Origin of the sequence: Pseudopedobacter beijingensis (assembly GCF_042678145.1) — a bacterium.
Lineage (GTDB): Bacteria > Bacteroidota > Bacteroidia > Sphingobacteriales > Sphingobacteriaceae > Pseudopedobacter > Pseudopedobacter beijingensis.
Genome location: NZ_JBHUDG010000004.1, coordinates 14,781 through 27,958, shown reverse-complemented (window position 1 = coordinate 27,958; position 13,178 = coordinate 14,781). Strand labels below are relative to the sequence as shown.

Annotated in this window: 10 protein-coding genes; 2 read left to right on the top strand and 8 right to left on the bottom strand. The window is 36.8% G+C overall.

What is annotated here, in order from left to right:
- Positions 1-214: 214 nt before the first annotated feature.
- The 7 genes from ACFSAH_RS05120 to ACFSAH_RS05090 all read right to left on the bottom strand — a co-directional run bounded on the left by ACFSAH_RS05120 (position 215) and on the right by ACFSAH_RS05090 (position 8,056).
- Complete coding sequence (locus ACFSAH_RS05120; RefSeq protein WP_379661630.1) at positions 215-1,069, bottom strand: hypothetical protein; 855 nt, start codon at positions 1,067-1,069, stop codon at positions 215-217.
- A 118-nt stretch (positions 1,070-1,187) separates the two neighbouring features.
- Positions 1,188-2,648: a cysteine--tRNA ligase gene (gene cysS / locus ACFSAH_RS05115; protein ID WP_379661629.1), complete on the bottom strand. Its 1,461-nt coding sequence runs from the start codon at positions 2,646-2,648 to the stop codon at positions 1,188-1,190.
- A 162-nt stretch (positions 2,649-2,810) separates the two neighbouring features.
- Positions 2,811-3,929, bottom strand: a complete 1,119-nt coding sequence (locus ACFSAH_RS05110; protein WP_379661628.1) for an endonuclease/exonuclease/phosphatase family protein — start codon at positions 3,927-3,929, stop codon at positions 2,811-2,813.
- A complete protein-coding gene (locus ACFSAH_RS05105; RefSeq protein WP_379661627.1) occupies positions 3,916-4,788 on the bottom strand; it encodes a rhomboid family intramembrane serine protease in 873 nt (290 codons plus the stop codon). The genes ACFSAH_RS05110 and ACFSAH_RS05105 overlap by 14 nt, the downstream gene beginning before the upstream one ends.
- A gap of 21 nt (positions 4,789-4,809) precedes the next feature.
- Positions 4,810-5,562: a rhomboid family intramembrane serine protease gene (locus tag ACFSAH_RS05100; protein WP_379661626.1), complete on the bottom strand. Its 753-nt coding sequence runs from the start codon at positions 5,560-5,562 to the stop codon at positions 4,810-4,812.
- 2 nt (positions 5,563-5,564) lie between these two features.
- Entirely contained in the window at positions 5,565-7,448 is a 1,884-nt protein-coding gene (gene mutL, locus ACFSAH_RS05095; protein WP_379661625.1) for a DNA mismatch repair endonuclease MutL, read from the bottom strand.
- 125 nt (positions 7,449-7,573) lie between these two features.
- Positions 7,574-8,056: a hypothetical protein gene (locus ACFSAH_RS05090; protein WP_379661624.1), complete on the bottom strand. Its 483-nt coding sequence runs from the start codon at positions 8,054-8,056 to the stop codon at positions 7,574-7,576.
- A gap of 86 nt (positions 8,057-8,142) precedes the next feature.
- Here ACFSAH_RS05090 and ACFSAH_RS05085 point away from each other — a divergent pair, with 86 nt between their 5' ends.
- Both ACFSAH_RS05085 and ACFSAH_RS05080 read left to right on the top strand, forming a co-directional pair.
- Positions 8,143-9,948 carry a serine hydrolase gene (locus ACFSAH_RS05085; protein ID WP_379661623.1) on the top strand — a complete coding sequence of 602 codons (1,806 nt, stop codon included), beginning with the start codon at positions 8,143-8,145 and terminating at the stop codon, positions 9,946-9,948.
- 28 nt (positions 9,949-9,976) lie between these two features.
- Positions 9,977-10,438, top strand: coding sequence for a hypothetical protein (locus ACFSAH_RS05080; protein WP_379661622.1), 462 nt, complete (start codon positions 9,977-9,979; stop codon positions 10,436-10,438).
- A gap of 581 nt (positions 10,439-11,019) precedes the next feature.
- Here the strand turns inward: ACFSAH_RS05080 and ACFSAH_RS05075 are convergent.
- Positions 11,020-13,140 (bottom strand): OstA-like protein, encoded by a 2,121-nt coding sequence (locus ACFSAH_RS05075; protein ID WP_379661621.1) that lies wholly within the window; start codon positions 13,138-13,140, stop codon positions 11,020-11,022.
- Between the last annotated feature and the right edge of the window lie 38 nt (positions 13,141-13,178).

Sequence of the window (13,178 nt, the reverse complement as noted above, 5' to 3'; positions counted from 1 at the left end):
AATAGTCTATATCCCATAGCCTAACACTAATAGTTGGCTAACAATACCGCTAACATTAAGCTTGTCGAAATGTAGCGTGTTGGGTTAATAAAAGAATAATGAACTATAAACTGTTTAGGATATTGAATTTTTAATACTCAATGTTTGAAACGATGGACTATAGTCTATCGACTACGGACTATAAAACGATAAGCTATAAACAATCAACCAAACATCAATCTATATACATATCTATAATTACATTCCATTTTCCGGTACCTTCTTCTTGCTGCCACACTCTTACATAGTCGTAGTTTTTATCTTTTATGCTTGCTTTGCCATAAGTAAAGGCCAGGTCGCCGCTAAATGCCCGGGTTACACCCTGCGGGTAAGACTTAAAGTCGAGTTTGTTTTTAACAATAAAGTTCAGGCTTTCTTCTAACCCTTGCGTAGGGTACTTTCCGGGTAAGTACATCCTTACGGTAGCATCGTAAAATTCACTAAGATAACTATTGCCATTTTTAGCAGAGAGGCGCTTTCCAAAAAGTTCGTCTGTACTGAAAACGATATCGTCTCTCATCTGTATTTTCTGCGGACCTATCAGCTTGTAATACTCGTTATTCTTAGGTTCGAAGTAATCGAACTTTGTTTCTCTGACTAACTGTGGTTGAAAGGTTTTGGCATGATAGGCTAATTTCCATTTGTCGTAAACGTTTCGCCAAACGTTAAGATAAACTCCATAGCTTTTTTTGCCGTTGGCTATTTGCTCAAACCTGCCACTGGTAAACCCTAAATCTCCCTTTTTTGAAATGCGGGCATATTCGGGTTTCCATTCTAACTGGTAGTTTTCTACTTTAGTCTTTGTCTTTTTATAAACCTCTGCTACAGGCTTGGGGGCCGGATTAAATATAATGGTTTTATCGTCAGAGAATTTAAGAAAGGCGTGATCTGCTCCTTTCTTAAACAACTGGTAATTCATTTTCTCGTCAACTTCGATTAAAGACTTAACACTACCATTTGCTTTTTGTGCAAATGATGAAAAGGAGAACAGCATCAAGAAAATTATATTGAAAAGCTTCTTCTGTTTCATAGCTATCATAGGAGTGTTTATTACAGTGTACAACAAAAAGTACGGAGACCTGTTTTAAGCAGGTCTGTCTGTACAAATATCTTTAAGGTTGCTGTTTTTGTTTTCAATGTGTTCCCCACTATGATTTGGACCAGGTTGTACCTTCTTTACTGTCTTTTAACTGGTATCCTATCTCTTGCAGTCCTATCCTTATTTTGTCTGAAGTTGCGTAATCTTTATTGTCTTTTGCTTCTTTCCTAATATTGATTAAAAACTGGATCAATGGTTCTATATCATTAGATTGTGCTAACTCGTCTTGCAGTCCTAAAACATCAAACACATAAGTATTAACTAGTTTTTTGAGTTGCTCTAAGGCTTCTTGATTTATTTTAAGCTTAGCATCGTACACCGAGTTAATTACTTTTACAGCGTCAAACAGTTCGGCTATTAATATAGGAGAGTTAAAATCATCGTTCATTGCTGCAGCAAACTTCTGCTCCAATGCATCTACTTCTACCTCATTAGTATCAGATACTTTTAACTTATCTAAAAGAGATACTGCTGCCATTAAACGTTTAAAGCCTTTTTCGCTGGCATCTAATGCTTCGTTAGAAAAATCAAGGGTACTTCTATAGTGCGCTTGTAACATAAAGAAACGTACTACCATAGGACTATAGCCTTTGTTTAACAGACTGTGGTTTCCTGTAAACAATTCATGGGGCAAAAAGCTATTGCCTAATGACTTTGACATCTTTTGTCCGTTTACGGTAAGCATATTGGTATGTATCCAATAGTTTGCCGGGTGTTTACCGCATGCAGCAATGTTTTGTGCAATTTCGTTGGTATGGTGCGTTGGCGCAAGATCCATCCCCCCACCGTGTATATCAAACTGCTCTCCTAAATATTTATTGCTCATAGCAGAACACTCGAGGTGCCAACCTGGAAATCCCATCCCCCATGGTGATGGCCATTGCATTAAATGTTCTGGCTTTGCTTTTATCCAAAGGGCAAAATCAAGCTTGCCTCTTTTCTCTTCCTGTCCGCCTAAATCCCTGGTATTGTTTAAAAGGTCTTCTAATTTTCTACCGTTTAATATACCATAATCATGTGCTGCGTTATATTTCTCTACATCAAAATATACCGATCCGTTTACTTCATAGGCCAGTCCCTTATCTAAAATGGTTTTCACCATTTCAATCTGCTCTATAATATGACCTGTTGCTGTTGGCTCTATACTCGGCGGCAAAACGTTAAAAACCTTCATCATATCATGAAAACCATTGGTATAGGTTTGCACTATCTCCATAGGTTCTAATGATGCCAGCTTTGCCTTTTTTGATATTTTGTCTTCTCCTACATCTCCATCGCCCTCTAAATGTCCGGCATCAGTAATATTACGAACGTATCTTACTTTATAACCTAAATGCTCCAGGTAACGGTATATCAAATCAAAAGAAATAAATGTACGGCAGTTCCCTAAATGCACATCACTGTAAACCGTTGGCCCACACACATACATACCAACGTACGGAGGGTTTATTGCTTTAAACTCTTCTTTCTTTCTGGAAAGTGTATTGTAAATGAAAAGACTGTTATACATGGTGGCAAATCTACAAAAAATGTCGAAGCATCTTATGATGAATGATGAACTGTTATGAACTATGAATGAATGTTAATGTAGGCGTGTTGTCTTTCGTTTATCATTTGTATAACTATCGAATAACGACTATTAAACTAACTGACTTCTTCAAACTACGGACTATCATTTATCTAAACGGACATCTACTTTTACCGGGTAATGGTCTGAATATACTGCTTTAAGAATTTTATAGGAGTTAATGGTAAACTGCGGACTGGTAAAAACATAGTCGATCTGGAAGTTTGGGAATTCTCCATTATAGGTAATACCAATACCGCTTCCTTTTTCTTTAAAGCTATTTTTGAGCTCCTTGCCTATCTGATGAACGCTATAAGAGACCGGGGTGTCGTTAAAGTCGCCCATAATCACATAAGGTGTAGTACAACTGTCTGTATAGTTTTTAAGGACTTTTACCTGTTGGGCCCTTCTTACAAAAGCTGATTTGAGTCTGGAAGCTATCTTTTTACCATGGACAAGATCTTCATTCTCGGTATTCATTTTCGATAAACGGCTGAAATAATAATAGTCTGTTGGAGAAAACGCTATAGACGCCAGATGGACGGTATACACCCGCAGAACCTGATCGTCTTTTTGTACATCTATCCAAAGGCCGTTATTAGCTCCTTTGGGGTCCAGCTCAGTAAGATTCCCTTGTCTGATAATGGGTAACTTACTGAATATGGCAATACCCATAGACTCGTAATCGTTACCACTGGTACAATAAAAATGGTAATGCCGGGTATTTAATATATCCTTTATGGTATTCTCGCTCTTAAACTTTCCTTTTTTGCGGGTATAAAACTCTTGGATGGCTATAATATCAGGTTGCTCTTTCTCTATAAGATTAAAGATATTATTTCTGGCACTAGTATCCACTTCTGTCCCTAGTAATTTAAAGTGATGTACATTGTAGGTCATCAGTCTGATATTACTGGAATCGGGGGGCACAATACTCTTTTTGGAGGAGTTAAACCCAATTGTACTACTGAGGTGCTGAAACCCTACCAGTACGGTTATTACCGACAAAAGCATGTAACGCTTTTTCTTGAACAGCCAGAATATGATGCAGAGGAGGTTAGCAACCAACAAAAATGGATAGGACAAACCCAGAAAGGCAAATATCCAGTATTTTTCGGGACTGATTACTGTGGCAAGATAACTGCCCAGCAGCCCTAAAATCAACAATATATTGATTGTCAATACAACCTTTTGGAAAAAGCTTTTTTTATTAGTCCTCTTCATTACCTCCGCTCGCCCTAAAAAGGATGTTCTTTTCTTTTTTACTTAACGAATCGTAACCTGATTGTGATATCTTATCTAAAATAGCATCTATAGTTTCTTGATCGGGCTTCTGATTGCTATAAGCAATTTCTGTATCATAGTTTTTAGAAACCACTTTCAGCTTTTTCTTTTGAGGGACTTTCAGTTTTTCAAAGAAAAGACTCCAGTCATTCCCTCTTTTTAAAGACACGATATATAGAAAGCCGAATAAGGCTCCTCCTAAATGCGCCAGATGTCCTCCTGCATTACCTCCACTCAAACTAAGCACATCTAACATCACATATATTAATGCTATCCATTTTAACTTTACGGATCCCAACAGTAGCAACTGTATACTATAATTAGGCAGTAAAGTAGCTGTAGCAATTACAACAGCGCTTACCGCTGCCGATGCTCCTACGGCTATGGCTCCTCCATCTTTAAAGTATGGAATAAGATTGTAACAAATAATAAAGAAGGCCGCTCCTGCAATTCCACCAAATAAATAAAGGAAGGTTAGTTTCTTAGGATTCTGAAAACTCTCGAATATACGTCCAAACCAGAATAACCATAGCATGTTAAACAAGATGTGTAATATACCATCATGTACAAACATATAGCTGATAGGTGTCCAAAAACGACGTAAAAGGACATCTATTTTGGAAGGTACTCCTAAATATTCATAAGTTAATGCCGAAAACCCTCCGTTCTTCAGAAACAGAAGGTTAACCAGACCTATTAATCCCAGTACTATAAACACGATAACATTTAAGCCAATAAACAGATTTACCCTGCTGCCAGAGTTAAAAACTTTATACTTTAATTCGTTATACGTATTCATATATCTGTTTCTATAGCTTGACTACATCAAAAAGTCTCCGGGTCGTCTTATTTTCCACACTTTTATCAGAATATAACCAAATAACATACCACCAAGGTGCGCAAAGTGAGCCACATTATCTGCCGGGTTATTGGCTATACCACTAAATAGCTCAAACAAACCATACAAAATTACAAAGTACTTGGCTTTGATAGGTAGAAAAAAGTACAGATAAATCATAGCGTTAGGGAAAAACATTCCAAACGCCAGCAGTAAACCAAAGACCGCCCCCGAAGCACCAACCGTAGGGTAAAACAGAGCCGCTGTATAAGCAGCAGCATCCGGGTCTGTATAATTCATTCCTCTATTTACAATACTAGCTCCGTTAGTCAACACCTCATTTATAGTTGCTGCAGATAAATGTTGTTTTAAAGACTGCACCTCAACAAACTGAACTCCTAAATGTAACAACGCTGCACCTAATCCGGTTATTATATAATATTGCAGAAACCGTTTTGATCCGAAGTAGTTTTCCAGTACTGCTCCAAACATCCACAATGCCAACATATTTGAAAATATATGTGCAAAGTTGCCATGCATAAACAAATGGGTAAAAAACTGCCATACTCTAAAGTTGGGCGACTCGAAATAATAAAGGCCTAACCATTTGTTTAAATCCAGTCCTAAACTGTCTCCAAATACGTTGGAGGCCAAAAACATAATACCGTTTATAATAAGCAGGTTCTTTACTACCGGTGGAAACATTGTATTTCCTAAGGGTCTGTATTCTCTCATATCTAGCTTTTATTAAAGCGTTCTGTTAATTCTTCTAATGTAATTTTAATAATAATTTGCTTTCCATTGATGGATACCCCAGGAATATTACATGCAAACAACTGATCTATTAGATTGTTCATTTCTTCCTGACTTAAAACGGCACCCGCCTTTATGGCTGCGTTTTTAGCTAATGTTCTTGCTAAATTATCTCTTTTATCTAATTTAAGTACACTATGGTTGTTTTTAAATCCTTCTATCAACTCTTCTAGCATTAAGGCCAAGTTGTTATTTTCCGGAATATCTGCCGGCACTCCTTCTATCACCAACGTGTTCTTCCCAAATTCCCTGATCTGAAACCCCAATGCATTAAAAGCAGGTAACAACTCACCCACCAATGCATAATCTGTTGCATTCAGAGTGATGGTTTGCGGAAACAGACTTTGCTGACTTAACCCTTTATGATTTTCAAGCTGTTCTAAAAAACGTTCGTATAAAATACGTTCATGCGCTGCTTGTTGATCTATGAGCATAAATCCAGATTTAATCTGTGAGATAATATAGCGCTGATGGATCTGAAAAAGATTTCTGCTATCTGTAACAGATGATTCCACCTCATCTGCCTGTCCTATGGCTACGGTTTTATGATTGCCTAAATCCAAAGGCAGCTGCGACTCTTTTTCCTGCTCTTGTGTAATCTCGTATAAAGTAGACCAGTTACTGGGAATACCTCCGCTCCTTTCCGTTATGGCTCTAAAATTGTCTGATTTTTCGCGTACAGTTTTAGTTGATGGTGTGCCAAATGGATTAAAGTTTGGATTAAAGCTTATTTGAGGCGGATTTATCTCATCAAGAGGTTTATGGGTAATCATTCGCTCGAATCCACTTTCCTGATCAAAGTCCAATGTTGGGGTAATATTATATTTTCCCAAAGACCGTTTTACGGCTGACCTTATAATGGCATAAATAGCTTTATCGTCCTGATATTTAATCTCTGTTTTTGTAGGATGTACGTTAATATCTATACGGGACGGATCTATGTCTATAAACAGCACATACAACGGAAAACTATCATCTGTAAGCATTTCCTCATAGGCAGTCATTACAGCATGGTTCAGGTAAGGATCTTTGATAAATCTGTTGTTCACAAAGAAAAACTGTTCGCCACGTGTCTTTTTAGCAAATGATGGTTTACCTACAAAACCTTTAAGCTTAATGATGGTGGTATCTTCATCTACAGGCACTAATCTCTCATTATAATTATTCCCTAACAGATGTACAATTCTTTGTTTAAGCGAGGTTTGCGGCAAGTGATAAATCTCCTGCCCATCATGATGGAGTGTAAAATGTATTTCGGGATGTGCTAACGCCACCCGCTGAAACTCATCGATGATATGCCGCATCTCTACAGCATTGCTTTTCAAAAAATTTCTTCTTGCCGGTATATTATAGAAAAGGTTTTTTATGGAAATAGAGGTTCCCGCTGGACAGGCACAAGGTTCCTGTGAAGTTACTTCAGAACCTTCTACAACTATCAGAGAACCCAGCTCATCTTCATGCTTTCGGGTTTTGATTTCCATTTGTGCAATAGCAGCGATAGAAGCCATTGCCTCTCCCCTAAAACCCATTGTCCTTATGGCAAATAAATCCTCTGCTTTTCTGATTTTGGAAGTCGCATGTCTCTCAAGGCACATTCTGGCATCAGTAGCACTCATTCCGCAGCCATTATCTATGACTTGTAAAAGAGTTTTACCTGCCTCTTTAACTATCAGTTGTATCTTATCTGCACCCGCATCAATTGAGTTCTCTATCAACTCTTTAACTGCAGACGCAGGTCTTTGAACCACTTCACCAGCGGCAATCTGATTAGCTACAGAATCAGGTAAAAGTTGTATAATATCTGGCATAAGAGCCGCTAATTTAAGAAAATTTTCAGCTCGGTTCTATCATCTTAAAATCCGGAAATACAAACTCGGATAAAACTTTCACTACAGCTTACTGAAAAGCAAAGACTTCAGACCTCTAAAATCTGTTAATATAACATAACTTCGATTACTCCAAATGGAGTATACACTCCATCATTTACAGTCTTTTTTGAGAAACTTACTGATTTTATACTGCTGGGGCTTATGTTGGTAAATGAAGACAATGCTACAATTTTACCATCAATAGCGATGGGGCGTTTTACCAAAGGATAATCTAAAGATCTTATCAAGGCTATTTTATTGGTAAACAACCTGCTTTCTATTTGATATTCAATATCGGTTTTATCGCTTTCTATAATCATTAATGGTTTTGGGTACAGATTTAATTTGAGTAATTCTGACCTATCTGCAATCACCTTTATAGACTTATAAGATTGAACATGAAAATCATCGGAAACCAATACGCCATTATATACTCTTGTAAAAGTAGTGTCATTGGGGTTTGCATTAACAACCTCTACTTCTTGCGCTTTGCAGGTAAAGCCACAGAAAATCAATAGGATTACGATTATAATTGGTTGTATTTTCATAAACAACTCCCCGTTACAAAATAGTTACAAACCAATATACGCATAAAATTGTATACTTTTTATGATTTTTTCTTTTAATTAGTTGTATGATAAGGAAAACGATTTGGGCAAGTATTTTGTTTGCGGCTTATGTATTACAAGCCTGTGGGCAAGCACATCAAAGAAATAAAAATTGGTTAGAGGATATTGAGAAACTAGAAAAACAGATGGTTGTTCTAAACAATCAGCAGAATGATATTCCTTTGAAGGCACTGAACACAAAAAATATTGCAAGCATAAATCTTGGTTTTGACCATGCTTCGATATTTGATAGCTTACTCAACAAATATGATGTAGTCCGCAGTTTCTCTTCGTTCAACAATGACCTGAACGCGATACAAGACGATCTTAACTTTTACAATCAGGTTATTGTTACTTTAACAGACTCGGCATTGTACAACTCAGATAATCTTAACTTTATTAAAAGCATCCAAAAAAAGAAGAAGCTGGTTATTGCTTTATTCGGAAATGGCAGTTCTTTACCCTTATTAAATGATGTAGAGGCCCCAATTGTATGGAACAGTGAAAGAAGTACAATAGCCGCCAGCTTGTCGGCTCAGGTTATATTTGGCGGAAGGGAAATCACCAACAAACTAACTCAGGATTACTCTGCAAAATACACTAAAGGTTCTGGATATAATATTCCGGCAATCCGTCTGGCCTACTCTGTACCTGAAGAAGTAGGTTTAAACAGTAACGATTTCTCTGAAATAGACAAAATTGTACAACAGGCAATTACAGAAAGGGCCACGCCGGGTGCAGTGGTTTTAGTTGCTCAAAAAGGTAAGGTAATATTTAATAAAGCCTATGGCAAACATACCTATGAAAGTGACGATCTGGTTAAAACAGACGATATTTATGATTTAGCTTCTGTAACCAAAATTACCGCCACTACAATAGCTGCGATGAAATTATTTGAAGAAGGTAAGTTTAAACTAAGTGATTCTATCTCCCAATATATTAAAAGAACAAAAGGCACAGATAAAGCCAACATTACAATAAAGGATATTTTATTACATCAGGCAGGCTTTATTCCTTACATTCCTTTCTATAAAGATCTAAAACCTACTGATTTCCAACGAGACTCTTCTGAAAATTATAGCGTAAAAGTTGCAGACAGTTTCTTTCTAAAAAACAACTACTATAAAGATGTAATGTGGAAAAGAATGCTGGAGGCCCCGTTAAGAACTCCGGGCAAATATGTTTACAGCGATTTAAGCATGTATTATATGAAAGAGGTTGTTGAAGGAATTACCGGCGAAAAATTGCCTTTATACCTGGAAGATAATTTCTATAAACCTCTGGGAATGAAATCAACACTTTTTAATCCACGCAATAAGTTTGAAAAGAAAAGAATTGTACCTACTGAATTAGATGGATATTTCAGAAACATTTTGGTTTGGGGCTACGTACACGACCAGGGAGCAGCAATGGCGGGTGGAGTTGCCGGGCATGCGGGACTTTTCTCTGATGCAACGGATTTAGCTACTATAAGCCAGATGCTGTTAAACAAAGGCAGCTATGGTGATGTTGTATATTTTAAACCCCAAACTGTTGAGCTATTTACGTCAAAGCAGTCTGACATTAGTCGCAGAGGGTTGGGTTTTGACAGGTGGGATCAAGATAAAACAAAGAAATATCCTTCAGAATTTGCATCTTCGCAGACTTATGGACATACAGGATATACAGGAACGTGTTTATGGATAGATCCGGCTCGTGAATTGATTTATATTTTTTTATCTAACCGGGTTTATCCTAAGGTAACAAATAAGATTTTAGAATTAAATACACGTTCGAGAATACAGGATGTCATATATAAAGCAATAGAAAAACAAAACAACAAAACAGATTAATCGTTTAACAAAAACAAATTTTAACACTATGAAGAAATATTTAGGCTACTTAGTTCTTGCGTTTATGGTTGGAGCATGCTCACCTAAAACGAAAAATCCGGAAATACAAAAACTGGAAGACAGAAAATCGTTATTACAACAAACTACTAAGTTGAATGACTTGAAATTGAAGTTGGAAAAAGAAACCCAAAATGCATCAAAGTTCGATGCACAGGTAAGAAAAGCTAACGAAAAATCTGCTAAGGCCGCTAAGGATGCGAAATCTTTATCAGACAAATTAAAATCGAATCCCGGAGATCCTAAGTTGGCTTCTAAGGCAAATAAAGCTTCAAAAAAAGCTGCCAGCAGTGCTAGAAGTGCTAATAAATTGAATACTAAGTTGGGTAAATCAAACAACAAAATTAAGTCTCTTCAGAAAGACATTCATAAATTAGAAGGAAGTATTTCTGGTTTGGAGAAAAAAGTAGAATTCGCTCCAAATAACCAATAAGAATTTGTTGGAATAAATTATAAAAGACAAGCTGTCTAAAAAGTAAAAACATTGTCATTGCCATACTTCGGTTAGCTAAAAATGACAGTAAACTTTTTAGACAGCTCTTTTTGTATAGAAACGTCTCTTAATTTATTCTTCTTATACAACCAATCTCTCTCAAAAACCAAACAGGGCAAAAAATACGGGATAAGACACTTTTCCAAAAATCACCTTATACCCTTTCTTCTGCAATTACTTTGAATAAAACTGCTCCCGCCCCCTTCAACCTTAGTGTATTATTCTGGCAGCAGAAGTACTTTCAGTCTAAGACCAAACAACCTCTAAAATCAGTTTAATCTAAGCCCACTAAAGTCTTATTATCTGCCTTATTACACGTTTACAAGCTGTTTTTCTCTAAAAAGCAAAACTACCAACGGAGTGAGATGCTTTATAGATGTGTATGAGATGCCTTTGAGATGTGTTGAACATGTATGAATATGACAACTAAATAAAATAGTAGCTTAGTGTATAAAAACAGATAATCAACTCATATACCTGTTATTATAACAACTTGTTCTACCCCACCTTAATGTAAGCTACTACCCCTCATTACTTTTCCCGGAATCAGTCTCTTTCTTTGGTACAGTTAGTTGAGGTTTTGGAGCCGCTTTAGGCTGAGGTTTCTCTTTTGTTTTCACCGGAGTTTTATTCTTATTATTAACAACAGCCTTCGGTTTTGCTATAAGCTCTTCTTTAGACCGAGGTCGCTCTTTGGGTTTCCAGCTAAAATTCGGTAATGTTTTAAGTTCTTCTGTCAGTTGTCCAATAGGATAATATGTCATCTCCGGCTTTCGTAAAAATAGGATACTCATTAAACTATCATTACTGAAATTTATACGCATTCTGGCAGCCAGAGTTCTTATCATACCCTGATTGGTAGTATCTTCCGGAAAATAAATACTTTCAGCATTTCCATCTACAAAAATCCTATCCAGCTTCTCGTTCACAAAATACCCTTTCATATTCTTCCCTGCTACCTGATTAAAGTTAACGGAATCTTTATTTGTACTTACCACAATGGCATTCCTAATCATATCCATGTTATCCATTTTCCCTTTAACCATTTGCATATACATGGTATCGGCCACTATCTGGCTTCCCTGCGACCAAACTATTGGAGCTTTATAAAGCCTTAATGTCGAATCTCCGTAACTAAAAAAGGCAGAATCTGATTTGGACTGTAAATCACTTTTAAATACTTTAACATTTCTCCACGCACTAATTACCCGTACTTTTGCTGTATCGGCTCTTAGCAACTGGATACTGTCTTTTCTTAAACTGTCGGACACAAATAGCTTTCTGTTCAACGCGGCAATCTCTAAAGAATCTGCCAAACCGGGAGGAACCTTCTTCGGTATTTTTTCCTTTTCTGTTTCGTTTTTACCTGCAACGGCAGTTACGGCTAGTTGTTTTTCTTTTTTCTTCGCAGATTTCTTCAACTTTCGTTGTTCTTTCTTCGAGAGTTCTGCGGGAGGTTTTTCCTTAGCAATAACTGTTGATAAACTATCTGTACTCATTTGTACAGAATCTGCTGATAGATTTTGTTTTAAAGAATCTGTTGCGAGTGTATTTTGTTGGTTAAGGCTGTCCTTTTTGAAAGAAAGACTATCCTGCACTTCACCTACGTCTTTCTTTAAAGAATCTACCAATTCTTTTTCTAAGGGAGGTGGAGTTATATTTGCCGCATTTCGCTTTTCCCTCAACTTATACAACTCTCCTTTGGTGGTGACACTACTGTAGAGCGTATCCGCAGCTAAATAGGTACTGTCTTTTGAAAGCGAATCTTTTTCTGTTTCAAAAACTACATAGGCATTTTTGGTAACTTCTATACTTTCATCCTTTTTCAGATAGTACCCTAAATCGCCATGCAACTCTACTTTTTGCGCAGTATCTCTAAATATAATGTTCTTTACCGCTTTTCCATAACCTGCAACCCTATCGTAAAAAAGACTATCTCCGGTTAAGGTTTTGGTGTTTTGCCTGTACAGATTGTTTTTACCAAAAGCAGCCTGATCTGTTGCTGTATTATAAGTTCCGTTCTCGGTATATAAAGTATCGTCTTTACTATAAATATTAGTGGGACCATAGAAATAGGCTATCTTACTAACAGAATTATATCTTAAAGTATCTGATAAAATTAGCACTTCGGGGGTTTTCACTCTTACATCATACCTAAAATAGGCATCGCTGGAATTAGAAAAATAAAACCCGCTTTTACTGGTAAGTGTATTGGCTCCGTTAACAATTTTACCTCCATTTTTATATTCGCCAACTTTAGAAGCCATGTTATAAACCAGGTTGTTGGTAGTTAAAACCGAGGTACGATCTACCATTCTCACGTTATTGGTTAAAATAGCGATTTTTGTATTTCCATTATAATTAAGCAGGTCTGAAAAAATATTTATCGTATCTGCCTGGTTAATATGAACATGTCCGAACGCATCAAAACTGTTTTTCTCGATATAGAAATATGCACTATCGCAGGTAAGCGTAGAATTATCTTGTTGAAAAACAGGTTTAATAACTTTATTTGCATTTTCCCCGTTTCTTTTCATTCCCACAAAAGACTCGGACTGCAACAGTTCTACACGTGTTATCTTCTGCCCGAATACACCGACAGAGATCATCAAGAAAGCAATAAAAACGAAATACTTCTTCACGCTGCAAAATTAGTTTTTTGGAACGATTTTAAACGTTT

Excerpts from the sequence above, each read along its gene's own strand:
- ACFSAH_RS05120 (WP_379661630.1), bottom strand. The coding sequence starts at position 1,069 with ATGAAACAGAAGAAGCTTTTCAATATAATTTTCTTGATGCTGTTCTCC.
- cysS (WP_379661629.1), bottom strand. The coding sequence starts at position 2,648 with ATGTATAACAGTCTTTTCATTTACAATACACTTTCCAGAAAGAAAGAA.
- ACFSAH_RS05110 (WP_379661628.1), bottom strand. The coding sequence starts at position 3,929 with ATGAAGAGGACTAATAAAAAAAGCTTTTTCCAAAAGGTTGTATTGACA.
- ACFSAH_RS05105 (WP_379661627.1), bottom strand. The coding sequence starts at position 4,788 with ATGAATACGTATAACGAATTAAAGTATAAAGTTTTTAACTCTGGCAGC.
- ACFSAH_RS05100 (WP_379661626.1), bottom strand. The coding sequence starts at position 5,562 with ATGAGAGAATACAGACCCTTAGGAAATACAATGTTTCCACCGGTAGTA.
- mutL (WP_379661625.1), bottom strand. The coding sequence starts at position 7,448 with ATGCCAGATATTATACAACTTTTACCTGATTCTGTAGCTAATCAGATT.
- ACFSAH_RS05090 (WP_379661624.1), bottom strand. The coding sequence starts at position 8,056 with ATGAAAATACAACCAATTATAATCGTAATCCTATTGATTTTCTGTGGC.
- ACFSAH_RS05085 (WP_379661623.1), top strand. The coding sequence starts at position 8,143 with ATGATAAGGAAAACGATTTGGGCAAGTATTTTGTTTGCGGCTTATGTA.
- ACFSAH_RS05080 (WP_379661622.1), top strand. The coding sequence starts at position 9,977 with ATGAAGAAATATTTAGGCTACTTAGTTCTTGCGTTTATGGTTGGAGCA.